The organism is Microcoleus sp. Pol1C5 (assembly GCF_036701115.1).
Lineage (GTDB): Bacteria > Cyanobacteriota > Cyanobacteriia > Cyanobacteriales > Microcoleaceae > Microcoleus.
On the sequence record NZ_JAUBQE010000052.1, the window covers coordinates 15680 to 40818 of the forward strand.

Sequence of the window (25139 nt, forward strand, 5' to 3'; positions counted from 1 at the left end):
ACACAATTATCAAAAAAACGAATAAATGAATCGATATTTATTCACCCGTTTTTAACTAGAATTGCTTCTAATCCTTATGCTGTCGTCACATCAAGGTTAAGTCAATTGACTGTGCAAATATGTACAATTGTGTCCCAGTGAGCCATTCAGCTTGTGCCCAGATGTCTAGTATTTTTGCGAAATAGTTTTAAGGTTCTGGACTGGAGGGATTAAACCCCCTAATCCTTTCCTCCCCGCAACTATTGCCGAGGAGTGTTCAGATTTTATTTTATAATCTCAATCAACACTCAAGGCATCGAACCACTGTAAAATCCGATTCCATGCCCACCACCGATCGCTATCAGCAAATTGATGCTGACAACGTTTACTACTGATATGCCCAACATGACCGCCGTAGGCTGTCACCACTAATTCTAAGGCAGGATTGTTCGCGCTAATGGCTTGCAACTCAGGGACAAGCACCGGGTCAAACATCGGATCGTCGGCTGCATAAAGGATGTAAGTGGGTTTTTTGAGGTGAGGTAAAATGTGTAGAGCGCTGCTAGCGTCATAGTATTCTTCCACAGAGGAGAAACCTAACGGGCCAATTACCAGTTCGTGGTCAAAGCCCCAAATGCTGTTGGCGCGTTCAATAGCTGCAGGATCGATCGCCCCTGGATGCGTTTTAGCGATGTTTTTTGCTAGTTTTTTTAACTGTCGCGCGATCGCTTTTTCTAAAAATTTCCCCCACTCATCTTTAACTAGATAAGACAGAGAACGGTTCGAGTCCAAGCTGGGGCAAATCACCGCCGCGCCTGCTAGTTCTGACTCTTCGATCCCTAAGTCAGGCCCCCAATCTGCGATCGTCTGAGCTGATTTTACGGCCCACAAGGCTAATTGTCCGCCCAGGGAATAACCCGTGAACCAAAAAGGGGCGGGACATCCCATTTCTTTAGCAGCGGCAGCAATCCGAACGAAATCTTCGCCTTCGTATAGACCATCAGAAGTCAGGGTGGGAGAGAGTTGGGCAGTTTTGCCGTGAGCTCGCCAGTCAAATAATACCACTGCACAGCCTTGGGCATAGGCTTTACGGCCTAGTAGCTTGAGATACCATTGATTATCCAGATCGCCAGTAATGCCGTAAGTGCCGACAATGGTATATCGGGGATTTTCGGGGATGGCCACCCAGCCGAAAATCGGGACTCCACAGGCGCCAGTAAAGATGTGTTCTCGGTAAGGGGGTTCTGGGTAAGGGATCGTCTTTTCCCAACCGCGACTAGCCCTTAATGCGGTGTACAACGTCATTAATATGCCGTTGTTCAGCAGCCAAGGTGGAGTATAGGCAATGGTCATAAGCGAATGTCGGAAATGTCTGTCTCGTTGGTGGGATTTTTTTACTTGACAGGTTGGCTATTCTAGCGAATAACCCTGAAAACCGCAATACTTTTTGAGTAAATGCACTCAAGGGCGAAGTCAACCCAAAATATTAATGGCTATTCATTTGGAACCATTTATTGGCGAATAGAGAAGAATGCCAGCTAACGAGGTTTAGCATATTGTAGCGGATCGCCCAAACTACAAAAACCTGGTTGCTTTCAGAAACAGGGTTTCTGAGTCTTTCATCCCCGCGCAGATGTACAATAGGACGATCGCACTCTCCGACTCCAAGCGCGATCGATCCCTACACCCTGCCCGAAATGGGCAACATCAGATAGAACGCAGTAAAAAAATATAAAATGCAAGCAATACAACTGTCTTTATTCTCAAATGAGTCAGAACCAATTCCTGCCAAAAAGCAGAAGAAAGCAAAATTAGGGCGTTACGAACGCATCCAACGCGAACTCGAAGCAAATGACTGCGACCCCTACAAGATATTCATTGATATTGAATCTCAGTCACTGCCAAAATCAGACTATACATTTGTCGATCTTTTTTGCGGTGCGGGCGGCATGACCCAAGGTTTATTGCAAGCAGGTTTTCGACCAGTAGCAAGCGTTGAAATTAATCCCATCGCCTCGGCAACTCATACAAAAAACTTTCCCCATTGCCATCACTTGTGCGACGATATAAAAAACTTAAATCCCCAAAACTTGCTCGCTGAAATCGGTTCGCCACAAGTTCATGTTGTTGTAGGCGGGCCGCCGTGTCAAGGCTTCTCAGTTGCAGGAAAACGCGACCCCAATGACCCTCGAAATCGCTTATTTAGAGAGTTTGTCCGCGTTGTCTCTGAAATACGTCCTTGGTATGTTGTCATGGAAAACGTACCCGGAATATTGACCATACAAAAAGGAGCTGTTAAGCAAGCCATTTGCGAGGCTTTTGAGGAAATTGGCTATCCCCATATGTCCGTTGCTGTTCTGGAATCAGCCGCCTATGGAGTCCCGCAAATCCGGCCGCGAGCTATTTTTATTGCCAATAGATTCGGGATGCCAAACCCCTATCCGAAGCCGCAATTGTTGCCCGAAAAATACAAAGCGATTGAGTCAGCAATTGATGATTTACCAGAGTATAGTCCCATACCCGAAATTAACCACCAATGGACTCGTCATTCTGTTGAGTATATGGAAAGACTTGCTAAAGTTCCACCAGGCGGTTCTTTGTATGAAAGCTACGCCGATGCTTTCAAGCGACAGTATCCGGGAAAACCGAGCATGACTGTTAAAGAAAATCACGGCGGCACTCATATTCATCCTTATCTCAACCGCGTGATTTCAGCTCGCGAAATGGCTAGATTGCAAAGTTTCCCGGATTCATTTATTTTTGAAGGTTCAATGAAAAAGGCAATGTGGCAAATTGGAAATGCCGTGCCGCCCCGTTTAGCAGAGTGTATCGGTTTTGCACTTATTCCATATTTGACTGATATTGCACTTAACAAACCTAGCTTAGTTACTGTTAAACCTCTCGAACAGATTCAGCTAGTTTTTGATTGAGAGCATTTCTCCAAGTTTCAAAATCATACCAGCCACATCCTGTGCAGCCTTCCTCAGCCTCAGCGCCGCGCTGATGTATGGAAGGCCAGTCTTCGCCTCTTTCATACCAAAACTTGATTCCGAAAGGTGTGCCTCTTTTCCCTGTTTTGATGCAGCGTTCGCAACTTCGAGATTTTAGAAGATTGTGATTGCCTGAAGCATCTTTTTTGAGCAACTGAAACTTTGCCTTGATTTCAGATTCGCTCATAGATGCCAGGTGTGGTGGCTCATTATCTCCCCAACGCTCCATTGGGAATCTATGGTCAATTACTAACTCATGAGCTGCTCGTTTTCTCTGTTCGATTACATCTGTATAAAAGTAAACTTCGAGAATTCTTTTTACCAGAGAAGCTGGTATGTTAGCTGCAGAATTTGCTGATTTAATTTCTCCTGTCCACAAATCGCCCAAACGTGTTGCCTGACAAGTTTGACAGTATCTCTTTTCTGTTACAACAACCAGACCGGGGCGCTTCCTTGTTCCGCGCTGCAATCCCTGAATTCCGCCACCGCCAGCATATTGAGCTGATGCTATCTGTTTGCCTTCGCACTCCCGACAGTGCCATTTTTGGTCGGAGAGGAGATTAAAGACTTTGAATTGAGTTGAGTCTTGTTTTAATTGAGCTTTAATTGTTCCTGCTAAATCTTGATTGCTCACTCTACGTTTTCCGCTTCTATTTCTAGATTTTCGAGAAGATTGGAAACTGTTGTGTCCAAGCCGATAGCTAGACTTGCAATTGCAGTGATGGACGGATTTCTGACTCCGCGTTCGACTCCAGATATATAGGTGCGGTCTAAATTAGCCCGCATTCCGAGCTCCTCTTGCGAAATTCCCAACGCTGTCCTGCGTTGCTTTACGAGATGACCTAAAGCACGCAGAATCTTCTGTTTCGATCGACTCATCTGCCAATTTTCAGTCTCTGCGGACTATCAGTCTACGGACGATGTGTCACATATGTGGAAAGTTCGATCGCCCGAAATTCCCCATCCCGACTCAAGACGGATGCCTCGCAGAGGTACAATAGGACGATCGCATTCCCCAACTCCCACCGTGATAGAGCGCTACACTTTGCCCGAAATGGGCAACATCTGGACTGAAACCGCCAAACTGAAAAGCTGGCTGCAAGTAGAAATCGCTGTCTGCGAAGCTCAAGCCGAACTCGGCTACATCCCCGCCGCCGCAGTCGAAGAAATCAAAGCTAAGGCTAATTTTGACCCGAAACGAGTCCTCGAAATTGAAGCCGAAGTCCGCCACGACATGATCGCCTTCTTGACAAATGTCAACGAATATGTAGGCGATGCCGGCCGCTACATCCACCTCGGCTTAACCAGTTCCGATGTGCTCGATACCGCTTTGGCGCTGCAATTAGTCGCCAGCGTCAATATCTTGTTAGAACGTGTCGAAGAATTGAGCCAAGCTATTCGCTATCAGGCTCAACAGCATCGCAATACCGTCATGGTTGGTCGATCGCACGGAATTCACGCCGAACCCATCACCTTTGGCTTTAAACTAGCAGGATGGCTGGCAGAAGTCTTTCGCAGCCGCGACCGATTAGTGAATTTGCAATCGTCCATTGCAGTCGGCAAAATCTCCGGTGCAGTCGGAACCTATGCTAATATTGACCCGCGAATTGAAGCGATCGCCTGTCAAAACCTCGGACTCGAACCGGATACCGCATCCACTCAAGTCATTTCGCGCGATCGACACGCCGAATACGTCCAAACCTTAGCACTCTTAGCAGCATCGATCGAGCGTTTTGCAGTAGAAATCCGCAACCTGCAACGCACCGACGTTCTCGAAGTCGAAGAATTCTTTTCCAAAGGGCAAAAAGGCTCATCCGCCATGCCTCACAAACGCAATCCGATTCGATCGGAAAGACTCACAGGGATGGCAAGAATCGTCCGCGCCAACGCCGTCGCAGCCTTAGAAAACGTTGCACTTTGGCACGAAAGAGACATCTCTCACAGTTCCGTAGAACGGATGATTTTGCCCGACAGTTCTACAGTAACTCACTTCATGTTAGTAGAAACCACAGACTTAGTAAAACACCTGCTAGTCTATCCCGAAAACATGAAGCGAAACATGAACCTTTACGGCGGAGTCATCTTCAGCCAGCGCGTGATGTTAGCCTTAGTAGAAAAAGGCACCAGTCGCGAAGACGCATACAAAATTGTGCAATCTTGTGCTCACGAAGCTTGGAACAAACCGGGCGGCAATTTCTACAATTTAATTGCTAAGGACGAGCGCGTAACAGCTAAAATGACGACCAAAGAAATTGATGATTGTTTCGATCCGCAGTATCAATTGAGGCACTTAGATTTAGTGTATCAGCGCTTGGGAATTTGAGGACAATTAATAATTAAAAATGACTCAGAGAGAGAAGAAAGCGAGCGTTCTCGCGCTTGTCCCACAGTCTGCCGGGGGTTTTAACCCGTATCATAGCTAAAGTCGGTTTTAACCGACTGAAAGACTCATAAAATAAAAGTTTTAGAGAAATATTTCAGTCCTCTTCAGAGGACTTTAGCTATGAGACAGGGGTTTCAACCCCTGTCGGTCTGGCGGGCTGGCAGACAACATGAAAAGCGCGAAAATTCCCCAAAATATGAAATGTAAAAACTCTATTAAATATCCACTTAACAGAGCTATGAAATTCAACAGATTTACAAAATATTTAATTGTATTCGCTCTAATATTACTATCTACAACCCTACTGAATTATACAAGGTCGATTCGCGCCCAGGAGCCGCCACAAGTGCAAATTACCCAACCAGAACCAAACCCTGTAGTACCTGAAAGCATTTTCATGAGTCAACTTCCCCCTTCCGCACGACTCGTTGACATCCGCACCGTAAATCCCAACATTCGCCTCGATATCCGATACGCCACTACTAACAATTTCTTGAAACGAAAGCTTTACCCTATATCGAAATGCGCCTTGAGAAGTTCTGTTGCTCAACAGTTAGGGCTAGTTCAAACAGATTTGGAAAAAATCGGATTGGGTTTGAAAGTTTACGATTGCTACAGACCTTTCTCTGTCACTAAGCAAATGTGGCAAGCTTGGCCAGATCCCCGCTATGTTGCTAATCCTGCTAGGGGTTCGCGGCACAATCGCGGTGCTGCTATAGATTTGACTTTAGTCGATCGCACTGGCAAAGAATTAGAAATGCCCACACCTTACGATGATTTTACCGAAAAAGCTCACGGAGATTATCAAGGCGGCAGCGCGGAATCTCGGAAAAATCGTCAAGTGCTTAAGAATGCGATGAAAAAACACGGATTTATCGGTATCACAACCGAATGGTGGCACTTTGATTCGGAAGATTGGCAGAAATTTGCGATTCTTGATATCTCGCTGGGAACGATTCCTTAATTATACTATTGATTAAAAGTCGCAGATCCGGGCAGGGCAGTGCCTGTTCCCACAGATGTCAAGTAAATTAGCGCAATTTAACCGAAAATTCGTATTCGTATCCCCGGAAATTAGAGTCTAATTGTAATGTGTAATTGCCTGTTACTGGGACTTTTCCAGTCCACTCTTTTTCATTGCCTTGATAAGGATTTCCGGCTAAAAGTTTGCCACGAGGAGTTATAATTTGCGGGAAAACTTCTTGCCGATTCGTAACAGTCATTGTTTGACCTTTTCGGGCGCGAATCCGGTAAGAGTGGCTGCCGCCGCCGATAATTCGACCTTTGACGATCGCCTCATCTCCTCCCGGCAGAAAATTAATCTCCTGGTTGACATTAGAACAACTGCTTTCGGTGTGTTTTTTCGCAACCCAACCGGGAACTGGATCGGTAATTCGCAGCCAACCGTTTTGTTCTTCTGCGACTGAAACAAAGGTATTATTTTTAAGTTTTCCTACTATGTTGCTGCCCCTTACTTGCGGGATCGATCGCACATTTAGCGGTGGATTCGGATCGCTGACTACAGCTTGGCTGATTTTGCAACCCGAATCTGGGGGTGTGACAACTACTGCCTCAACTTTTCGTGGAGGGACTCCTGCAACTAGCGAGGATTGAACAGCCGGGGTTTTTGCAGGTTGGGGTTGGGATTTCGGAGATTCTGCAGCCTGGGTTTGTGCTTGCACAGATTTTGGTTGCCGAGATTCAGGGTTGTTCGTCGGCCCTGCAATCTGGTTTCTGGTGGATGCCGGGGATTCTGCAAGGGGAAGATCGGATTGTTTCATCGCACCCGACTGTATAGTTGCAACAGCCACTCCCACCGCTGTTGCCACTCCTGCTAAGCTTACTGTGATGATTTGAGCCTTCGTAAATGACATAAAAAACCCTCTCTGTATCTATACTAATAATTTTTGTTTGGGAGTTGGGGCGATCGCCAGTTAATTTACAGTGGAAATACCTAGTGCTGCCCACAGGGTCAGGATTTTTAGATAAAATTTCAGAGCCATAATTGTCGCAATAATTTGAGTCAATATATACTGGACGCCTATACTGATGGTAATCTTGCTCTGGGGTATTTGCGCGCAAATTTGCGAAGGTAAGCGTTCAGCGCGAGGTACATAAAATGTCAAAATTGATTCCTCTGAGATTACAACCTCCCCGCGATCGATTGTTGGAGGAGGTGAAGCAGGAAGTCCAAGCAGGACGATCGCAGTCTTTGCACGCGGCTGTGCTGGCTAACCTCAGTCAAGACTCGTCGCCTGTTGGTGTTAACCGCTGTTGGGATGTGGAAGTGAAAGCGGGCAACCGTCCGAGTTTTCGGCTTCCTCCCAAAGCAAGCATGGCTAAAGTGTTCGATCGCGCCGGCGGTAAATTGGTAATTTTGGGAGCGACGGGTGCAGGCAAAACTACGACGCTGCTAGAATTAGCTCGCGTGTTAGTTTCCCGCGCCCAAAAAGATGCTAGTTTGCCCGTACCAGTGCTGTTTGAACTCGGATCGTGGAAAGCAGAATCCGGGGCGATCGCCGATTGGTTAATTGCTCAACTTCAGTTCAAATACGGCATCTCTCCTGCTGTCGGCAAAAAATGGCTTGCCGAACAAAAATTGCTGCCTCTCCTCGACGGCTTGGACGAAGTGGAAACCCACCGCCAAAATATCTGCATTCAAGCAATCAATCAGTTTGTTGAAAGCGAATTTAAACCCAAACATTTAGTAGCTTGCAGCAGTTTTGAAGCTTACAAAAACTGCGAAACAAGATTTCGCCTGCAAGCTGCAGTTTTATTAAAACCTTTAACAGAAACTCAAATTCAAAATTATCTGCAAGAAGCCCGAAGCCGCGAACTTTGGTACAGCATTGAGCGCGAGCCGGAGTTGTTGAAAATGGCAAAAGTTCCCTTGCTTTTGAGCATGATGGCTCTGGCTTACGACGATATTTTAATTGAAGCCTGGAAGCGGATAACTTCTGCCGAAGAACAGCGCAAATATCTGTTAACTGCCTATATTCGCCACCAAATGACCGGACAAGTCAAGCAGTATCCCAGAGGTAAGGAACTGCGGCCGGAACAAATTCGCCACTGGCTGGGATGGTTGGCCAGAAGGATGGAACAGCAAGGAATTCAAGAATTTTACCTCGATCGCATATCGTCTAGCTGGCTGCAAACAGCCGATGAACGGCGCAAGTATCAGTTTGGAGTTAAGCTGCTTGGCGGGCTGATTTGGGTGATTTTGGGATTAATTGCCAGCCTAGTTTCCGGGTCAATTTGGGGATTAATTGCAGGTGCTGTTGCTGCGGTAATTAGTGCTTTGTTGCCGGGAATTCCGGGAAGTGAAAGGTTTATATTGCGCCTCGTGCTGTGGTCTAACGGCTACATTCCTTGGGATTACAGGCGTTTTCTCGATGCTGCGACCGATCGCCTGCTGCTGCAAAAAACGGGCGATCGGCGCTATCGATTTATTCACGATTTATTGCAAAAACATTTTGCTGAAATTAGTCATTAGTTATTCTTTAGTTGTTAGTTCTTATGTGGAGTTGGCAAATTAACGAGCAATTAAGTAAGCCTCGCTCAAAAAAACCGAATATCCAGAACCCTACTTCTAGAGGAAGTCCGGGATCTAAGAGAAGGTTAGCGGTATTTTTGCCATTTGAAATAGCTGGACCGCAGTAAATTCTAATCCCTCAAAAAGTGGATCTTTTAATAGGGTATCTCCCATATAAGTCTGCGGTGCTGCATCGGGGTAAAAAACTGTAAGACTTCTCGCCTTGCTATCTACTACCCAAACCCGCAATACCTGAGCATCTAAATAATCTCTCGCTTTAGCAGCTAACTGACCGAAAGTTTGTTCTGGTGAAATAATTTCTATGACTAATTCCGGGACTACAGGACAAGCTTCATCTTGATTCCAGTCAGGAGATAAGCGTTGGTAAGAAACATATAAAAGGTCTGGTACTGGCACCCAGTCTCGCCCGTGGCGGGTTAATTTCACCGCCCATTCTACACCAATTTCTCCCCGTTCGTCACCCCACTGTTCGAGGAGTTTTATGAGGCTTCTGGTGAGGCGAGAATGAAATTTTTTAGGTGACATTTTCGGTACTGCTTGCTCGTCAATAAGTTCGTAGGTAATATCGCCTTCTCCTTCGGGAAGAGTGAAAAACTCTTCCAGAGTTAGTTGAGTTTTTGTCTGTAGCATAATATTCCTCTGCTGTGGGCAGGCAAGTTAGTATTATTTTAACTTAAATATTCGTTGACATAATACAAATGTTATGATAAAGATTGGCCAAATCTCAGGTTTTAACTGTCAAATTTGCGATCGACTCCTAGATCGACACCCCCGAAAGGTTAAGATTCTAATCTGACCCTCCTGCAATCATTGCTTCACCTCCTATGGCAGAAACCTTATTGTTCAACGCCCTCCGCGAGGCGTTAGACGAAGAAATGGCCCGCGACTCCGCCGTATTCGTACTCGGCGAAGACGTAGGTCAATACGGCGGTTCCTATAAAGTCACCAAAGACCTCTACAACAAATACGGCGAACTTAGAGTGCTCGACACCCCGATCGCCGAAAATAGCTTTACAGGCATGGCAGTAGGCGCAGCAATGACGGGACTGCGGCCGGTCATCGAAGGCATGAACATGGGCTTTTTGCTGCTGGCCTTCAACCAAATTTCCAACAACGCCGGAATGCTGCGCTACACATCCGGCGGCAACTTCAAAATGCCAATGGTAATTCGCGGGCCCGGCGGCGTGGGCCGGCAACTCGGCGCGGAACACTCCCAGCGCTTAGAAGCATATTTCCAAGCAGTACCCGGTTTGAAAATAGTCGCCTGTTCGACTCCCTACAACGCCAAAGGACTCTTAAAATCAGCCATCCGCGACGATAACCCCGTTCTGTTTTTCGAGCACGTTCTTCTTTACAACCTCAAAGAAAATTTGCCAGAAACAGAATATTTAGTGCCGCTGGACAAAGCAGAAATTGTGCGATCGGGCAAAGATGTCACAATCGTGACATATTCGAGGATGCGACACCACGTCATGCAAGCCGTGCCCGCCCTGGTAAAAGAAGGTTACGATCCAGAAGTAATCGACCTGATTTCTCTCAAACCCCTGGACATGGAGACCATCGGCGCATCCATTCGCAAAACTCACAAAGTAATTATTGTAGAGGAGTGCATGAAAACAGGAGGCATCGGTGCCGAACTAATTGCTTCGATTAGCGATCGATTTTTTGACGAGCTCGACGCACCGGTTTTGCGCCTGTCTTCACAAGATATTCCCACACCTTACAACGGCAATTTGGAAAGACTGACAATTGTCCAGCCCACTCAAATTGTCGAGGCAGTCCAAAAAATGGTAGCTTTGCGAGTATAAATAGTGATTAGTCAGTAGTCATTGGTTGACTGTTGACTGTTGACTGATGACTGTTGACTGATGACTGATGACTAAAATCTGCCAACGGACAACTGCCAACGGACAACTGCCAACTAATCAATGACTAATAATTAAATATGCAAAAACAACGTTCCCTATTAGCCCTAATTTTTGTTTTAATCATCGCCGCTATTACTGTAATAGTAACAATTCCGACGCGGCTGGGATTAGACTTGCAAGGAGGGTCGCAACTCACAATTCAAGTAAAAACTACCCCCACAATTCCCAAAATTGACCAGGGAATGTTAGAAGCAGTGCGGCGGATTGTCGAAAACCGGGTTAACGGTTTGGGCGTTTCCGAAGCATTAGTCCAAACAGTAGGAGAAGACCAAATTCTCGTGCAGTTGCCCGGAGTAAATGACCCACAGCAAGCAGAACGAGTCTTGGGCGGCACTGCCAAGCTAGAATTTCTGGAACAACTGCCCGGAACAGAAGCACAATTAGCCATTGAAAGGCAGTTGCAGCAGGAATTGCTGGTCAAACAAGCAGAATTGAAAACTAGCCCGAATGAGGCGGCTATTAAAGAAAATCAGGCTGCTTTGAAAAGAAGCAATGAGGCGATCGCCAAACTCTTCAAAAGCACCGGCCTCGGTGGTGAAAACCTCAAAGACGCTCAACCTCAACCCTTGGCGGCTGGGAACAACTGGAACGTTGCTCTTGTTTTCGATACCAAAGGAGGCGAACTCTTTGCCCAACTCACTAAAAATTTAGCAGGCACCGGACGCAGTATCGGTATTTTCCTAGACGACATAATGATCAGTTCTCCCGTCGTCGGCGTTGAATTTGCCCAGACAGGAATTACTGGTGGGAGTGCCGTAATTCAAGGCAACTTTACAACGCAAGAAGCAAACGATTTAGCAGTGCAATTGCGTGGCGGTGCTTTGCCGGTGCCGGTCGAAATTGTAGAAAACCGCACGATCGGCGCTAGCTTGGGTAAAGACAGCATTCAAAGCAGTATTAACGCAGGTATCGGCGGCTTAGTTTTAGTCTTGATTTTCATGGTTGTCTACTATCGGCTCCCCGGCGTAATTGCCAATATTGCGCTGTTAATTTATGCTCTGTTAACTTGGGCAGCTTTCGTGCTTTTGGGAGTGACTTTAACGCTGCCGGGAATTGCTGGTTTTGTGCTCAGCATCGGGATGGCCGTGGATGCTAACGTGCTGATTTTTGAGCGCACGCGGGAAGAGTTGCGGGCGGGGAAATCGCTTTATCGATCGGTCGAATCGGGTTTTTACCGCGCTTTTTCCAGCATTTTAGACGGTAACGTCACAACAGTTATTGCTTGTGCTGCTTTGTTCTGGTTGGGCGCTGGTTTAGTTAAAGGGTTTGCTGTAACTCTGGCATTGGGGGTGGGAGTGAGTATGTTTACTGCGCTCACTTGCAGCCGCACTCTGCTGTTCGTAGTATTGAGCTTTCCAGCATTGCGGAAACCTCAGTGGTTCTGTCCCGGTTTGTCGAAAACTGCTAATAGTTAACTAATTAGGTAAGGTGCGCCCAGCGCACCCTACATTAGCTAATAACCAATAACCAATAACGAGTGACTTCTTCCTTTTTCCTTCTATCCCTTACACAATCAGTTGCCGAACTTCCTTCTTCATTCAAATTATGAAATTCAGTGTAATCAAACAACGATCGCTCTGGTGGAGTATTTCCGCCGCTATAATCCTCGCAGGTATAGTGTCGATGGCGATTTCTTGGACTCGTCCCGACATTCGCGCACCGCTGCGCCCCAGTTTAGATTTTATCGGCGGCACTCGCCTGCAATTTGAACTCGACTGCACGAAACCGGAAAATTGTAAACCCATCGATCTTGCTGCTGTCCGCGAAGTCCTGGACGCCCAAGGTTTGGCAGGCAGCAGCATTCAAGTTATCGGCCAAGAACAGCGAGGTTTGTCACTGCGAACAAAAACTTTGGATGTCGAACAGCGGACTAATTTGCAAACAGCTTTGAGCGAAAAGATAGGCGCTTTTGCTCCTCAATCTACTCAAATTGATACGGTTGGGCCTACCCTCGGTAAACAATTATTTACTTCGGGATTGTTGGCTTTATTCCTTTCCTTTGCGGGAATTACGGTTTATCTAACATTCCGGTTTCAGTGGGATTATGCCTTTTTTGCTTTCGTTGCTCTCTTCCACGACGTGTTGGTTACTCTTGGTGTTTTCTCGTTTTTGGGTTTAGTTCAAGGAGTGGAAGTTGACAGCTTATTTGTGGTCGCTCTCTTGACAATTATCGGTTTTTCTGTTAACGATACAGTGGTAATTTACGATCGCGTGCGCGAAGTAATCAAGCTAAATCCGGGACAGTCGATAAATCAAATTGTCGATGATGCGGTCATGCAGACGCTGGGAAGGTCAATTAACACGACGATGACAACGCTGCTGACTTTGTTTTCAATCTTTTTGTTTGGCGGCGAAACCCTCAAATACTTTGCTTTAGCATTGATTGTCGGCTTTATTGCGGGTGCGTATTCGAGTATTTTCATTGCCAGTACGCTGCTAGCTTGGTGGCGCACTCGGACGGCCCACTCTATCCCCGTCCCTGCAGAAGGAATCAACCAGTCAGAGGAAGTTTAATGGACTGTTGACGGTTAACTGTTGACGGTTAACTGTTGACTGACTAATAATAAATCATCAATAACCAATAACCAATAACCAATGACCAAGGACAAATGACAAATAACAAATGACTACTGAGGAAACTTTTCAAATTGAAGTCCAAAGGCTTCACAAACTAACAGTTTACGGCCGCTGGTTAACTGTGATATTGCTGTGGATTAGCGTCGGTTCTTTGAGCATTTGGGGTTTGCGCCGCGAAATAGCGTTGTGGTTAGAACACTTCACTTGGGCGGCAGTGCGCTACGGTTTATCTTTTAATCGGTGGCCGAGTCTCGGTTTGGGTTTGTGCTTGGGAATGACTTTAGCAGTGCTAACGTGGCAAAGTCGCAATATAGTGCGAGGATTGCCCATGCGGGAAAAACAGGGTTTGGAACAACAAGTTCGCCGCATTCGCCAGCGAGGGCCGAGTCATCCTTTGTGGAAGTGGGTTTGCAAAGGTTCGCGGTAGCCGACAGGCTTTATTCTTTAGTCTCAAGCCACAAAAACGAAAGTTTGACTCTTAAGCGGTTTCAACTGCCGAGTCCCTAACTTTTATTCCTTCTTCCTTCTTCCTTCTTCCTTCTTCCTTCTTCCTTCTTCCTTCTGTTGTATCACGCAAAGCGAGGCAAAATCTGTGCTACGGAAGACTGTTGAAGCGGAATCTCGATCGCAAATTCTGCTCCTTTTCCCGGTTCCGAAAAGCACTTCAATTCGCCGCCGTGTTGGTTGACAACAATTTCATAGCTAATCGACAGTCCCAAACCCGTTCCTTGGCCGACCGGCTTAGTAGTAAAGAAAGGGTCAAACAACCGCTTCCGAACATCTTCTGTCATCCCCGGCCCATTGTCAGAAATTTTAATTATTACCTTTTTTTTATCACTTAACTCGGTGCGAATCCGAATCGTAGGAATTAGGCGGGTAGACTGAGAAACTGATGATTGAGTCTTTGTACAAGGCTGCTTTTCTTCGGCTGATTGCGACTTTTTCGTGCTTTTTTTATCAACCTTGTCGTGTTTATTAGACTCAACCAGAGCGTAAATTGCATTAAGTAAAATATTCATAAATACCTGATTGAGCTGTCCGGGATAGCACTGCACCAGTGGCAAGTCGCTGTATTCTTTGTGAATTTCGATCGCCTCCTGCCCCGGTTTCCCTTTAAGCTGGCTTTGCAAAAGCATAATCGTGTTGTTGATACCGTCGTGAATGTTGACCTGCTTCATTTGAGCTTCGTCCAACCTGCAAAAATTCCGCAGCGACAAAACGATGTCGCGGACTCTTTTTGCACCTTGCTGCATGGAATTTAACACTTTCGGCAAGTCTTCAACTAAATAATCGAGTTCTATTTTTTCGGCTTCTGCTGCAATTTCCGGTATGAATTCGGGACAGTGCTGCTTGTAGATGTCGAGCATCCGCATTAAAGCTTGCGTGTACTCTTGAGCGTGGTATAAATTGCTAGATATAAAGCCGATCGGATTGTTAATTTCGTGAGCTACTCCTGCAACTAGCTGCCCCAAAGAAGACATTTTCTCTGTTTGAATTAGTTGAGTTTGAGTGCGCTGAAGTTCCAGCAGGGCAAGTTCGAGCTGTTGGGCTTGATGTCTTAATTGCGCTTGCGACTCGCGCATCGCCACTGTTGACAACTCGTGAATTTGCAACTGAGAAAGCAGCAGTTGGTGTACGTCTAAAAGTTTGTAAGTTTCCGGTTCGACTTGTACTACAATGGGTTCGTGGATTAATTCGGGCGATCGCTCCAAAGACTGTCGCACTGCCGTCATAATTGAGGTTTCGCGATCGAGAACCAACATATCAGTTTGAGTAAAGCGGTAGAGTATGAACAAAGGCTGTTGAGAAAATAACTCCAAACTGTAGGGGCGGCTCATGTGTTCAAAATAACGCCGCCGCGAAATCATCCCTATAAACTTTCCTTGCTGAGTGATGATGATGCCGGGAACTAAAGGGTTTGCTTGAAAAATTTTAGCAACTTCGTTCCCCGGACACTCAGATTCTAGGAGAAAGTCGTACAGGGTTAATTCCTGTAGAGTCGATCGCAAACCAAGCGGCGATTTTAGGGGACTCAACCCGTCAGGTTCATACACTGCTCCCTCCTTTGGTAATTGGCAGTTGCGGTTGGCTGCTAGAGTCTTGCCTACTATTTAGACAGCGTTTTTAACTTTTTTTATAGCTTAGTTATCAACTTCCCTCTGCTCCCTGGAATCCAGTTAATTCAGCAGGATTTTTTTTTCCTTAAATCATGCTGGTGTCCCCCGAAACGATATTGCAGGTTAGATTGATTTAACACCAAATACCACTTTGAAACCTGACTATGTATTGAATTTTATATATCCAAGATTTTACTAATCCGAATATACCAGTCATAACTATTTTTAATTTTTGATGACATTAATTTGGTTCATATGGATAGACATCTGCGACCTGTGGCAGTAAATTTCGTATTACCCCTTGCGTAAAATTATATTACAATAACACAACAATAGCGACAAATCGGCAGCCGATCGCCCGATTTTAAAATTCAGGCAAAACAGGTTTCCGGCAATTGCCAATGAATCTCAATTGTCAGTTTTTTTGCACAAATGCCGATCGCACTCAACCCGAAGATTGTATTGTAGGTAGTCTCCGAGCTAAGGAGAGCCGATGGCGAGCAATTTGTCAAGTTCGGCAGCTTATAGTTTAGCCGCATCGACACTCCCAAGCTTCACCGACGAAATTTTTCCTGGCAGATGCTAAAGTTGTGCGATCGCAACTAAAACTCACATTCCACACATCCGCTTCAGGTGCCTTAAAAGTTTCCACAAAAGTACCGTCGGGCCACGAACTTGAGATTCAAACTCTCTCGCTGGCAAATCCGACACGGAGAATCAAGAGGAAGCAGAAAGAAATAATTCTATTTTACCCGACTTTTCCCCACCAACTTCAACTTCAATTTCAGGAAGTTGGTTTGGTTACGATAATATTTCGAGCATTATTATTTCTCCTCCCCCTTGATTTTAGGCAATTCTCATTAGAAACTCTAAGATGTTGATTTGAGGAACATCGGGGCGTCGGGTTTGGTTGGGCGATCGCACTGAGTTAAATTCAAATGACATTTGAGGAAAGTAAGCGACGGTTTCCATGTGCGGTTTCCCGAATTAGAGGTTGTAACTCTATACACGGCGGGACGATCGTACTTTCAGTACAATGTCACTATTTCAACCGGTACACCTGTTGAGTCTGAGTCTCTGAGTCTGTGAAAGTCCCTTTAATCCTTGGGCTGTCTGGATCGGAGGTTTTTGAAGAGTGGGGCGGTGCGAGGTCCAGAACTAGACTGTTAACCAAGTGGCACTAGGGAAGTCGGCAGCTAGGGCCTACCGAGGAAGGATTTTAGGCGATCGCCGTTAAAGATCGAGAGAAAAAAGCACAATAGCACCAACAGCAATATCACCCAAAAGAATGATTGATCGACAAAAAGTTGCGTGTTATATTTCTAAATAATTCTATACAAAAATACTTTTACCTAAAAGGAGAACAAAAAATGGACACCCCTACAGAGCGCCTACAAGAACCGGTCGGGACAAGAGAACTCGAATCAATACCTGTATCTGACAAGGTTTCTTCCCAAAAAGTTAGTGAGGTTAATTTTGAAACGACTCCTTTAGAAACCCCAGCTTATACTCAGCAAAAAGTTAGCGTCGAAGAGGTGAAAATTAACGGCGACGATTTGGTTGCTAAAGTTAAAGAACTGATTCACGAAGGAAATATCCGCCGCATCATTATCAAAAATGAAGAGGGACGGATATTGGTAGAAGTTCCTCTGACGGTGGGAGTAGTCGGTGGAGTGATTGGTGCGGCATTGTTTCCAGTCATTGCAGCAGTAGGAGCGATAGGTGCATTAGTTGCTCACATGACTATCATCATTGAAAGAACCGAGTAAAAAAAATTCAGTTGTTAGTAAGGCTCCTGTCCGGTTAATTTCCCGTAATAAAGCTTGTTGGTCGTGAGTACGACTATCCTCTCTTGATGGAGAAGAAAAAACTTGCGTTGATTACTAAAAACTTAATTGGGGTTATTTAACCGGATTTAAACAAATTTCAAGCAGAAAGTGGCTTGATAAATAGGAAGCTAGTAACTCTTACTACTCCCTTCTCTTTTTTCCAGATTTCTCTGATGAATTGTCTTCCCACTCCGACAGTAAAGTTGCCACTTTTAAGCGTGTCATGAATTATCTATAACAATCCTCGCAGCATTTGTGAATTTATTACTTCCTCTCCGCAACTTCGGGGAGGATTGGGGTGGGCTCAAAAATTTACGACTCCTGCGATTGCTATATGCTTGCTATGCAAGCATTATAAATAACTCATTTAGCCGGTCTTCTTTGTTGAAGTCCGGCTAATTCTATTCCTTTGGGGACTCTGGCAATCACTCTAAGGGTAGAGCCTGCTTAATACCTTGGCCCGTTATATTTAATACAGATGAAGGAGAAACCAACAGTTCTATAAACTCCCTAAGCAGAAAGCTGTTAAGCATTTAAACTGGTATGAGCCAAACACCCAACGCTTACACCTAAATCTTGACAGTAAATCAAAATAAGTGATTTAACTGCTCAACAGCTTAGCTCAAGTTTTCAAACCAGAGAATCTCCTAGAGACAAATATTTTTTGAATAATTGTGGCTAAGATAATTATGAAACCTAACGAAGAAAATAGCTCTAGCCGTGAAATTCATCAAGAAGTTCACACAGATGCAACTAACGGTCACGTCAGTACAACGCGAACCACTACAAATGTTCCGAGTACAACGGGTAAGGCTTCTAAAGAAGCAGCTCATCACCAAGGTTATGTACAGGGTGAAATGGCCGAAAACCACCGCCAAGTTGGAGTCCAAGAAGTCCGGGATAACGAGAATGCTGGTCGCGGGTTACTGTTAGGGATTCTTCTGGCTTCTTTGGTAGGCTTAGTTCTGGGCAGTGTATATTACTTCAATCGGGGCGAGGAGGCTCCTACTCCTACTGCTGCTCCTGTGATTGTTGTACCGAAAGCAAATCAGCCTTCAGCAACACCAGCTCCGACTAGGACTATAGAGAGAGAAAAAACGATCATTCAAAAGATTGTTCCGGTTCCGGTTCAACCATCTCCTGTTCAAAAAGCTACGCCGGCTCCTCAACCAAGTCCAGCTCAACAGGCAACTCCGGCTCCTCAAACAAGTCCGGCTCCCAATATCAATATTACAATTCCAAATTCACAGCAGCAAGATGCACCCGCTCAGGAAGCAGCGCCGTCTCCATCTTCGCCGTCAAATAATACCGATACTACGGTTCCAAATTCGCAGAGGGAGCCCGCTTCCACTCCGCCAACTCCAGCACCTGAGAGTTCAGCTACTCCATCTCCAACTCAAGGTGAGGGCGCTTCTGGAGCAGGTACGAGCGGCTCAACTAATACCGAAAGCCAGAGCGATTCTAATCCTACGGATACGGCTGTACCTGAGAGCAACTCCGGCGCAGAGGGTGCGGCTGGTTCACCGCAATAGAAGTTGGATGTCGAATTAGTCCGCCAGGGGTTCAAACCCCAGACTCATAGCTAAAGTCCTTTAAAGAGGACTTTTTTTATGGTTTAAACTGAGATATTGCACCATTGTCAATAAGCCTGCTATGGGCGGGATCTTTTCCCAAACACCTACTCCCCACAAGAAAACTCATTCTTTGTGGAACGGGCCCCAGAGCCCGTTATTGAGAATAGTGCAACATCTCAGACTAACCGGACATTGTGGCTGAACTCAAGACACCAGGTTTCTGCGATGGAAAACGTTTTAAGATTGTGCCAACCTATCCTAAGAAACTGTTTGGTGAACTAATTTAACTTTCCCTAAAGCCGTCTTTCTGCTATCAAAGAGTTTCATCACGCCGGAGGAGATGGTCTCGATGACATCGGGAGCGCAGTAAGAGAGAAACTCTTCCGAAGAAGTAGGATCTGCAAAAAACTCTTGAGCTTTCTTCAAAAAGTTTTCTGTTTCAGCAAAGCCGATAGATTTGATAATAAACGTAGAAACCGGGGAGTTTTTAATATCATAGCGCGATTCTTGATTTCGTCCTATTTCTAGCAGGTCTAACACTTCTCTTTGTAACTGACTTTCTAATGGGTAGGCGCTCTGTCTGTTGGGCAAGTAATCTTCCAAAACCGAGGTTTTAAATCCTGGTGTACGCAATTCTCCCATCATAGTTGAAAGGGGAATATCGCGGCCCAAACGGTAGGAAAGAGCTTCTAAAATGGCGATAGTAATTAGCTTGACCCCCAGATACAGTTTAGCAACTTCGATATTTTTGCGAGTTCGGGCAATCAGGTTAGCGTAGGTTTCATCGTCCGGCTCTTGCATAAACTGCTGGAAAACCAGTTCGGGTTTGAGGAAGTTCAAAAATCCTTCCATTTTTTGCAGAGACCTGCGATATCCGGCAACGGTATAGGAATTAACATTAGTCAATTCGTGGTTGGTTTCTGGCATCAAATTCCAGGTATTGTCTAAGAAATTAGAGGAATTTCGAGAGGCAAAATTCTCGACATCCCGATTTGCTAACCTGACAGAACGCTTGACAATTTCTACGGTTTGGGCATCGCTCCATCCCAAGTTAAAATCGCGGTTCGCACTTACCAAACGCTGGTGCAAAAGTTCGATCGCGCTAAAACCGCTGGGCGAAACGGGACGAAAAGGGATAGTAGCTTCAATGCAAGCTGTTATCTCGGCGATCGTACTAGCTGGCAAAAAAGGCTCCAAAGATTTGGCAGCAATAACGGCACTCAAAAATTCGTTTTGGCCACCAAACGGAGAGAGAGTCTTGCCGGGAATAAACCCAAATACTGAGGCCACTAGCTGATACATTGTATCGTCGGGCAGTTCGGTTTCATCTCTAATAACTAACTGCGATCGCACTTCTTTGACAAAAGGACAAAGGGCGCTACTAATATTGAAACTAACGCCCTGATCGACTTGCACGTACACGAGGTCGTGAAACAGCGCAGCCAGCACCTCGATCGGATCGACTGACCCCCCGACCTCAAAAATGTGTTCCGACGTGTGAAAGTACCGCCAAGGCCCTCTCATCGTTTGAATGATTAGCTCAGCTATCTGCTCTAGCTTTGGAATGTCTATTCGACCTCCCAATTGCTCGATCGAGCTTACCAAGCAATCCAAGCACCGTTTTTGTTCTGCCAAAAGCTCCATTTACACACCTCCAGTGCATTCCCTGATTGTCTTGCGCTTGATTGCATGGTATCAAAACGCGCTGCGATCGTGCCATGATTTGTCACTCAAAAATTTAAAATTTTAAGGTGAAACAGCGAGAGGGGGCCAGGGAAAGAGGAAGAGCGAGGAAGAGTGAGGAAGAGTGAGGGAGAGCGAGAGCGAGAAATTAAATATTAAAAATTCAGCCGTTGGGAAGATTGGTGCAACTTTGGTGATCGGTATCATAAATTACAGTAAAACTGCCAAAAACTGGGTAAAAACTTGATAAATTTTTGATGAAATTATGAGGAATTTTTGACAAAAGCTGTGGGTGTGTGGCATTGACACCAGGTTCAAGCTGCGGTGGTATAAATACTGCGTGTGGCCTCACCATAAGATCCGTAGACGTGCTGATAAACAGCTTAATATTTGCGCTAATACACTTCAGTTGAGTAGCTTTCGGTAAATCGATCTAAAGCTTCCTCGATCGCCACTTTAACTACTGCCTTGGTTTCCCGTCGCCTCCCCCAATATAACACTAACAGAACTTACGCAACTCTCACCAGTGATCCTGGCACCATGCAGCACAAAATCAGACAACAAACATGGGAACATCGGGGCGTTTCAGTGGCTCAATTAAATAATTGGACACCATTAACCGAGCTTAAATACCCCCTTAATCCCTTAGTCCCCCTCTGCTGGGACTTCGTATGTTTAGAAGCGATGTAAATCGCCGAATCAACTGTTAGATCCCCAACTCCTTTAAAAAGTCGGGGATCGGGGATTGTGTCTTTTGAGCCGCTGTTTACTGCATCCGATCGATCGTCCGATACTGCACCGCCTCCCCCACATGATGAGTTTTCAAGCTTTCATCCCCCGACAAGTCAGCAATAGTTCTAGCAACCTTCAAAATTCGATCGCTCCCCCTCGCAGAAAGCCCCAATTTCCGAATCGCCATCTCCAATAAATTCCGAGAAGCATCATCCAACTGACACCATGTGTTAATGTGGCTGCTTTGCATCTGGGCATTACAGCGCAAACTAGATTCCGAGTGAAAACGGCGAGTTGCGAGCTCTCGCGCCCGCTGCACCCTCACCCGCACCGGTTCCGACTCCTCCCCCGTCGGCTGTCGAGTAATTTCCTCGGGTTTCAAACGATTAACCGCCACTTGTAAATCAATCCGATCCATCAAAGGCCCCGAAAGTTTTGCCCAATATTGCTCTCTCTTTTGCGGCGAACAAGTACACTGTTGGATCGAATCGCCGTAATAACCGCAAGCGCAAGGATTCGTACTCGCAACTAATGTAAATTGAGCCGGAAACATCACCGATTGTCTAGTCCGAGAAATCGTCACATAACCATCTTCCAGCGGTTGTCGCAAAAATTCCAAAACATCTCTTTTAAACTCAGTTAATTCATCGAGAAAAAGAATGCCGCGATGTGCTAAAGAAATTTCACCCGGACGCGGAAAACTGCCGCCACCTACCAAAGAAGGCCCCGATGCTGAATGGTGAGGACTGCGAAAAGGTCGATCGCCCACCAAGCTTCCCTTATCCTTCAACAACCCGGCCACCGAATGAATTTGAGTTACATCCAAAGCTTCATCAAAAGTCAGCGGTGGCAAAATACCCGGCAAACGCCTCGCCAACATCGTCTTACCGCTCCCTGGCGGCCCCACAAAAATTAAATTGTGTCCCCCCGCCGCCGCAATTTCCAAAGCCCGCCGCGCGTGAATTTGCCCCTTTACATCCTTTAAATCTAGACCAGAAAACCGCGTTTTTGTTAACTCTTCTCTACCGTTTATTTCTACAGGTGAATAAGCTTCAGGATTGTTCAAAAAATCAGTAACAGCAAAAATATTCTCAAAACCATAAACAGATATTCCGTGCACCAAAGCCGCTTCCTGCGCGTTACCAGCCGGTACAACCAACCCTGAAATACCCATTTTTTGAGCAGCAGCGGCGATCGGCAAAACCCCAGCCACAGGCCGCAAACTCCCATCTAAAGAAAGTTCCCCTAAAAACCAATAATCTCCCAAAAGTTGACCGCTGACTTGTTCCGATGCTGCTAAAATGCCAATGGCGATCGGCAAATCAAAACTCGGCCCTTCCTTCCGCAAATCCGCCGGAGTCAAATTAATCACAATACTCCGCATCGGAAAAGCATATCCCGAATTTTTTAGCGTGGCCTTAACCCTTTCTTTAGCTTCTTGCACAGCAGAATCGGGCAACCCCACAACCACAATTTTAGGTAGCCCCCCTGACACATCAGCCTCAACACCAACCTTTACCGCGTCAATTCCAACGATCGATGCACTCCAAACCCTAGCAAGCATTTTTCTTTATCCTTAATTTGCCTGTCCTTGATTCATCATCTATTATGATTAACAATGACTAATGAATATCGGAAGAGGCAAGAAAAACTTTTCCTTGCCTCTTCTTTTTCTCCTCTTCCTTCTCTCCTGCTGGGTCTTCCCTCTTCCCTCTTCCCCTTCCCACTTCTCACTTCCGCCCTCTTCTTTCTTCCTTCATTCTTCCTTCTTCCTTCTTCCTTCTTCCTTCGTTAACACTCATGACAACTCAAGAAACGCTTTTCAGCAAAATCATCCGCAAAGAAATTCCCGCAGACATCGTTTATGAAGACGACTTAGCCCTCGCGTTCAGAGATATCCATCCGCAAGCACCCGTCCACATCCTCGTCATTCCCAAACAGCCTATTGCCAAATTAGCCGATGCCGAGTCGGAAGATCATGCTCTCATGGGACACTTGCTGCTGACTGTCAAGCGGGTAGCAGAACAACTCGGACTTAGCAACGGCTATCGCGTCGTCATTAATAGCGGGAGCGACGGTGGCCAAACTGTAGACCACCTGCACCTTCACATTCTCGGCGGACGGCAGATGAACTGGCCCCCAGGCTAAAGACTAATTTTTACGCCGAACTTGCGGACTCATCCTCAGAAACCCTGTTGATTTCTATTGCCCAGCGCTTCAGAAACCGGGTTTCTTTTTTCGTCAATAAACCCGGTTGATTGGAGATTATTGAGAATGCAGCCCGATCGCACGATAAACCTGGTTTTTACTATTCTCCCGATACAAATTTATCCTCGCAGAATCCACCTGTTATATGTGAATAAATATTAAAAATCATCTCTTCACGACCTAATTAAGAAATATTTAAGTACAAAGAGAATCGACCTGAACAAAAATAATGTGTTTGAACTGCTGAACCCAGCTACAGGCAATAGATTCTGTTCTTGTGGTCGCTATATGTAACCCGTTGAATCTGTAATTTTACTTTGTAAAAAACTACAAATATTTACGAAATATCAAGTTATTGTAAAAGTTTGTAAAATGTTTAAATTGTCAGCAGTAATCCCTTGGCAAACTAGAGTGAATGGTGTTACTAATATAAGCGTGGGGCATCCCCACAACGAACCTTGAAAATTCAATTAAGCAATCATAAACCAAATGACAACAACCGTACAGCGTCGCGAAAGCGGCAACGTTTGGGAACGGTTCTGCGAGTGGGTAACTAGCACCGAAAACCGCATTTATGTGGGTTGGTTCGGCGTCTTGATGATTCCCACCTTGCTCAGCGCCACCATCTGCTACATCATCGCCTTCATCGCTGCTCCTCCAGTGGACATCGACGGCATCCGCGAACCAGTTGCTGGTTCCTTAATGTACGGCAACAACATCATTACTGGTGCTGTTGTTCCTTCATCGAATGCGATCGGGCTTCACTTCTACCCAATCTGGGAAGCTGCTTCCCTCGATGAATGGTTGTACAACGGCGGCCCCTACCAATTGGTAGTTTTTCACTTCCTGATTGGCATTTTCTGCTACATGGGTCGTGAATGGGAACTGTCCTACCGTTTAGGTATGCGTCCTTGGATCTGCGTCGCTTACTCTGCACCAGTTGCAGCAGCCACCGCAGTATTCTTGATTTACCCGATCGGACAAGGCAGCTTTTCTGACGGTATGCCCTTGGGTATCTCCGGCACATTCAACTTCATGATCGTGTTCCAAGCCGAGCACAACATCCTGATGCACCCCTTCCATATGTTGGGAGTTGCTGGTGTCTTCGGCGGTGCTCTGTTCTCCGCCATGCACGGTTCCTTGGTAACATCTTCTTTGGTTCGTGAAACAACCGAAACTGAATCTTTGAACTACGGTTACAAATTCGGTCAAGAAGAAGAAACCTACAACATCGTTGCAGCCCACGGCTACTTCGGTCGTTTGATTTTCCAATACGCGAGCTTTAACAACAGCCGTTCTTTGCACTTCTTGTTAGGTGCATGGCCAGTAGTCGGTATCTGGTTTACCTCTTTGGGTATTTCCACGATGGCGTTTAACTTGAACGGTTTCAACTTCAACCAATCGGTTATCGACTCGCAAGGTCGCGTGATCAACACTTGGGCTGATGTCATCAACCGCGCTAACTTGGGTATGGAAGTAATGCACGAGCGCAACGCTCACAACTTCCCCCTCGATTTGGCTGCTGGCGAAACAACTCCCGTAGCAATGGTTGCTCCTTCCATCAACGGCTAAATTTAGCTTTTGAT

General features: G+C 45.8%; 22 protein-coding genes. 12 read left to right on the plus strand and 10 right to left on the minus strand.

What is annotated here, in order from left to right:
• Positions 1-276: 276 nt before the first annotated feature.
• Positions 277-1332 carry an alpha/beta fold hydrolase gene (locus QUA23_RS24460; RefSeq protein WP_333077758.1) on the minus strand — a complete coding sequence of 352 codons (1056 nt, stop codon included), beginning with the start codon at positions 1330-1332 and terminating at the stop codon, positions 277-279.
• A gap of 383 nt (positions 1333-1715) precedes the next feature.
• Between QUA23_RS24460 and QUA23_RS24465 the strand changes: the two genes are divergently transcribed.
• The gene (locus QUA23_RS24465) at positions 1716-2909 is read left to right on the plus strand and encodes a DNA cytosine methyltransferase (RefSeq protein ID WP_333077759.1); all 1194 of its coding nucleotides are present in this window, start codon (positions 1716-1718) and stop codon (positions 2907-2909) included.
• On the opposite strand, the gene QUA23_RS24470 is transcribed toward QUA23_RS24465, so the two are convergent.
• Together QUA23_RS24470 and QUA23_RS24475 are read right to left on the minus strand one after the other, a co-directional pair.
• The gene (locus QUA23_RS24470) at positions 2872-3603 is read right to left on the minus strand and encodes a restriction endonuclease (protein WP_333077760.1); all 732 of its coding nucleotides are present in this window, start codon (positions 3601-3603) and stop codon (positions 2872-2874) included. The genes QUA23_RS24465 and QUA23_RS24470 overlap by 38 nt on opposite strands.
• Positions 3600-3848, minus strand: coding sequence for a helix-turn-helix transcriptional regulator (locus QUA23_RS24475; RefSeq protein ID WP_333077761.1), 249 nt, complete (start codon positions 3846-3848; stop codon positions 3600-3602). Before QUA23_RS24475 ends, QUA23_RS24470 begins: the two co-directional genes overlap by 4 nt.
• Positions 3849-3996: 148 nt before the next feature.
• On the opposite strand from QUA23_RS24475, the gene purB reads away from it, so the two are divergent.
• Positions 3997-5292, plus strand: a complete 1296-nt coding sequence (gene purB / locus QUA23_RS24480; protein WP_333077797.1) for an adenylosuccinate lyase — start codon at positions 3997-3999, stop codon at positions 5290-5292.
• Positions 5293-5590: 298 nt separating this feature from the next.
• Positions 5591-6316: a M15 family metallopeptidase gene (locus QUA23_RS24485; protein ID WP_333077762.1), complete on the plus strand. Its 726-nt coding sequence runs from the start codon at positions 5591-5593 to the stop codon at positions 6314-6316.
• A 67-nt stretch (positions 6317-6383) separates the two neighbouring features.
• Here the strand turns inward: QUA23_RS24485 and QUA23_RS24490 are convergent, their stop codons facing one another.
• Positions 6384-7226: an SH3 domain-containing protein gene (locus tag QUA23_RS24490; RefSeq protein ID WP_333077764.1), complete on the minus strand. Its 843-nt coding sequence runs from the start codon at positions 7224-7226 to the stop codon at positions 6384-6386.
• A gap of 245 nt (positions 7227-7471) precedes the next feature.
• Here QUA23_RS24490 and QUA23_RS24495 point away from each other — a divergent pair, with 245 nt between their 5' ends.
• Positions 7472-8845, plus strand: coding sequence for an NACHT domain-containing protein (locus tag QUA23_RS24495; protein WP_333077766.1), 1374 nt, complete (start codon positions 7472-7474; stop codon positions 8843-8845).
• Positions 8846-8959: 114 nt separating this feature from the next.
• On the opposite strand, the gene QUA23_RS24500 is transcribed toward QUA23_RS24495, so the two are convergent.
• Entirely contained in the window at positions 8960-9535 is a 576-nt protein-coding gene (locus QUA23_RS24500) for a Uma2 family endonuclease (protein WP_333077767.1), read from the minus strand.
• A 194-nt stretch (positions 9536-9729) separates the two neighbouring features.
• On the opposite strand from QUA23_RS24500, the gene QUA23_RS24505 reads away from it, so the two are divergent.
• From QUA23_RS24505 to QUA23_RS24520, 4 genes are all read left to right on the plus strand, one after another.
• Positions 9730-10713 carry an alpha-ketoacid dehydrogenase subunit beta gene (locus tag QUA23_RS24505; RefSeq protein WP_190740298.1) on the plus strand — a complete coding sequence of 328 codons (984 nt, stop codon included), beginning with the start codon at positions 9730-9732 and terminating at the stop codon, positions 10711-10713.
• Between the two features lie 137 nt (positions 10714-10850).
• Positions 10851-12248: a protein translocase subunit SecD gene (gene secD, locus QUA23_RS24510; protein WP_333077768.1), complete on the plus strand. Its 1398-nt coding sequence runs from the start codon at positions 10851-10853 to the stop codon at positions 12246-12248.
• A 130-nt stretch (positions 12249-12378) separates the two neighbouring features.
• Complete coding sequence (secF, locus tag QUA23_RS24515) at positions 12379-13347, plus strand: protein translocase subunit SecF (protein ID WP_333077770.1); 969 nt, start codon at positions 12379-12381, stop codon at positions 13345-13347.
• A gap of 109 nt (positions 13348-13456) precedes the next feature.
• Complete coding sequence (locus QUA23_RS24520; protein WP_333077771.1) at positions 13457-13837, plus strand: hypothetical protein; 381 nt, start codon at positions 13457-13459, stop codon at positions 13835-13837.
• A gap of 142 nt (positions 13838-13979) precedes the next feature.
• On the opposite strand, the gene QUA23_RS24525 is transcribed toward QUA23_RS24520, so the two are convergent.
• The 3 genes from QUA23_RS24525 to QUA23_RS24535 all read right to left on the minus strand — a co-directional run bounded on the left by QUA23_RS24525 (position 13980) and on the right by QUA23_RS24535 (position 16499).
• Positions 13980-15464 (minus strand): ATP-binding protein, encoded by a 1485-nt coding sequence (locus QUA23_RS24525; protein ID WP_333077772.1) that lies wholly within the window; start codon positions 15462-15464, stop codon positions 13980-13982.
• 592 nt (positions 15465-16056) lie between these two features.
• A complete protein-coding gene (locus tag QUA23_RS24530) occupies positions 16057-16179 on the minus strand; it encodes a hypothetical protein (protein WP_333077773.1) in 123 nt (40 codons plus the stop codon).
• A 194-nt stretch (positions 16180-16373) separates the two neighbouring features.
• Positions 16374-16499 carry a hypothetical protein gene (locus QUA23_RS24535; protein WP_333042350.1) on the minus strand — a complete coding sequence of 42 codons (126 nt, stop codon included), beginning with the start codon at positions 16497-16499 and terminating at the stop codon, positions 16374-16376.
• 398 nt (positions 16500-16897) lie between these two features.
• Between QUA23_RS24535 and QUA23_RS24540 the strand changes: the two genes are divergently transcribed.
• Complete coding sequence (locus tag QUA23_RS24540; protein ID WP_190735383.1) at positions 16898-17296, plus strand: DUF4342 domain-containing protein; 399 nt, start codon at positions 16898-16900, stop codon at positions 17294-17296.
• A 749-nt stretch (positions 17297-18045) separates the two neighbouring features.
• The gene (locus tag QUA23_RS24545) at positions 18046-18888 is read left to right on the plus strand and encodes a hypothetical protein (protein WP_333077774.1); all 843 of its coding nucleotides are present in this window, start codon (positions 18046-18048) and stop codon (positions 18886-18888) included.
• 300 nt (positions 18889-19188) lie between these two features.
• Here the strand turns inward: QUA23_RS24545 and QUA23_RS24550 are convergent, their stop codons facing one another.
• On the minus strand, positions 19189-20574 hold the full coding sequence (locus QUA23_RS24550; protein ID WP_333077775.1) for a hypothetical protein: 1386 nt from the start codon (positions 20572-20574) through the stop codon (positions 19189-19191).
• An 805-nt stretch (positions 20575-21379) separates the two neighbouring features.
• The gene (locus QUA23_RS24555; protein WP_333077776.1) at positions 21380-22909 is read right to left on the minus strand and encodes a YifB family Mg chelatase-like AAA ATPase; all 1530 of its coding nucleotides are present in this window, start codon (positions 22907-22909) and stop codon (positions 21380-21382) included.
• Positions 22910-23145: 236 nt separating this feature from the next.
• Here QUA23_RS24555 and QUA23_RS24560 point away from each other — a divergent pair, with 236 nt between their 5' ends.
• Both QUA23_RS24560 and psbA read left to right on the plus strand, forming a co-directional pair.
• Positions 23146-23493, plus strand: coding sequence for a histidine triad nucleotide-binding protein (locus tag QUA23_RS24560; RefSeq protein ID WP_333071428.1), 348 nt, complete (start codon positions 23146-23148; stop codon positions 23491-23493).
• Positions 23494-24042: 549 nt separating this feature from the next.
• On the plus strand, positions 24043-25125 hold the full coding sequence (psbA, locus tag QUA23_RS24565) for a photosystem II q(b) protein (RefSeq protein ID WP_333077777.1): 1083 nt from the start codon (positions 24043-24045) through the stop codon (positions 25123-25125).
• Positions 25126-25139 lie beyond the last annotated feature (14 nt).

Bases quoted from the DNA above. Each gene is read 5' to 3' on its own strand.
- QUA23_RS24555 (WP_333077776.1), bottom strand. From the start codon at position 22,909: ATGCTTGCTAGGGTTTGGAGTGCATCGATCGTTGGAATTGACGCGGTA.
- QUA23_RS24550 (WP_333077775.1), bottom strand. From the start codon at position 20,574: ATGGAGCTTTTGGCAGAACAAAAACGGTGCTTGGATTGCTTGGTAAGC.
- psbA (WP_333077777.1), top strand. From the start codon at position 24,043: ATGACAACAACCGTACAGCGTCGCGAAAGCGGCAACGTTTGGGAACGG.
- QUA23_RS24545 (WP_333077774.1), top strand. From the start codon at position 18,046: ATGAAACCTAACGAAGAAAATAGCTCTAGCCGTGAAATTCATCAAGAA.
- secD (WP_333077768.1), top strand. From the start codon at position 10,851: ATGCAAAAACAACGTTCCCTATTAGCCCTAATTTTTGTTTTAATCATC.
- QUA23_RS24505 (WP_190740298.1), top strand. From the start codon at position 9,730: ATGGCAGAAACCTTATTGTTCAACGCCCTCCGCGAGGCGTTAGACGAA.
- secF (WP_333077770.1), top strand. From the start codon at position 12,379: ATGAAATTCAGTGTAATCAAACAACGATCGCTCTGGTGGAGTATTTCC.
- QUA23_RS24490 (WP_333077764.1), bottom strand. From the start codon at position 7,226: ATGTCATTTACGAAGGCTCAAATCATCACAGTAAGCTTAGCAGGAGTG.
- QUA23_RS24535 (WP_333042350.1), bottom strand. From the start codon at position 16,499: ATGGAAACCGTCGCTTACTTTCCTCAAATGTCATTTGAATTTAACTCA.
- QUA23_RS24460 (WP_333077758.1), bottom strand. From the start codon at position 1,332: ATGACCATTGCCTATACTCCACCTTGGCTGCTGAACAACGGCATATTA.
- QUA23_RS24475 (WP_333077761.1), bottom strand. From the start codon at position 3,848: ATGAGTCGATCGAAACAGAAGATTCTGCGTGCTTTAGGTCATCTCGTA.
- QUA23_RS24495 (WP_333077766.1), top strand. From the start codon at position 7,472: ATGTCAAAATTGATTCCTCTGAGATTACAACCTCCCCGCGATCGATTG.
- QUA23_RS24560 (WP_333071428.1), top strand. From the start codon at position 23,146: ATGACAACTCAAGAAACGCTTTTCAGCAAAATCATCCGCAAAGAAATT.
- QUA23_RS24540 (WP_190735383.1), top strand. From the start codon at position 16,898: ATGGACACCCCTACAGAGCGCCTACAAGAACCGGTCGGGACAAGAGAA.
- QUA23_RS24465 (WP_333077759.1), top strand. From the start codon at position 1,716: ATGCAAGCAATACAACTGTCTTTATTCTCAAATGAGTCAGAACCAATT.
- QUA23_RS24500 (WP_333077767.1), bottom strand. From the start codon at position 9,535: ATGCTACAGACAAAAACTCAACTAACTCTGGAAGAGTTTTTCACTCTT.
- QUA23_RS24520 (WP_333077771.1), top strand. From the start codon at position 13,457: ATGACTACTGAGGAAACTTTTCAAATTGAAGTCCAAAGGCTTCACAAA.
- QUA23_RS24485 (WP_333077762.1), top strand. From the start codon at position 5,591: ATGAAATTCAACAGATTTACAAAATATTTAATTGTATTCGCTCTAATA.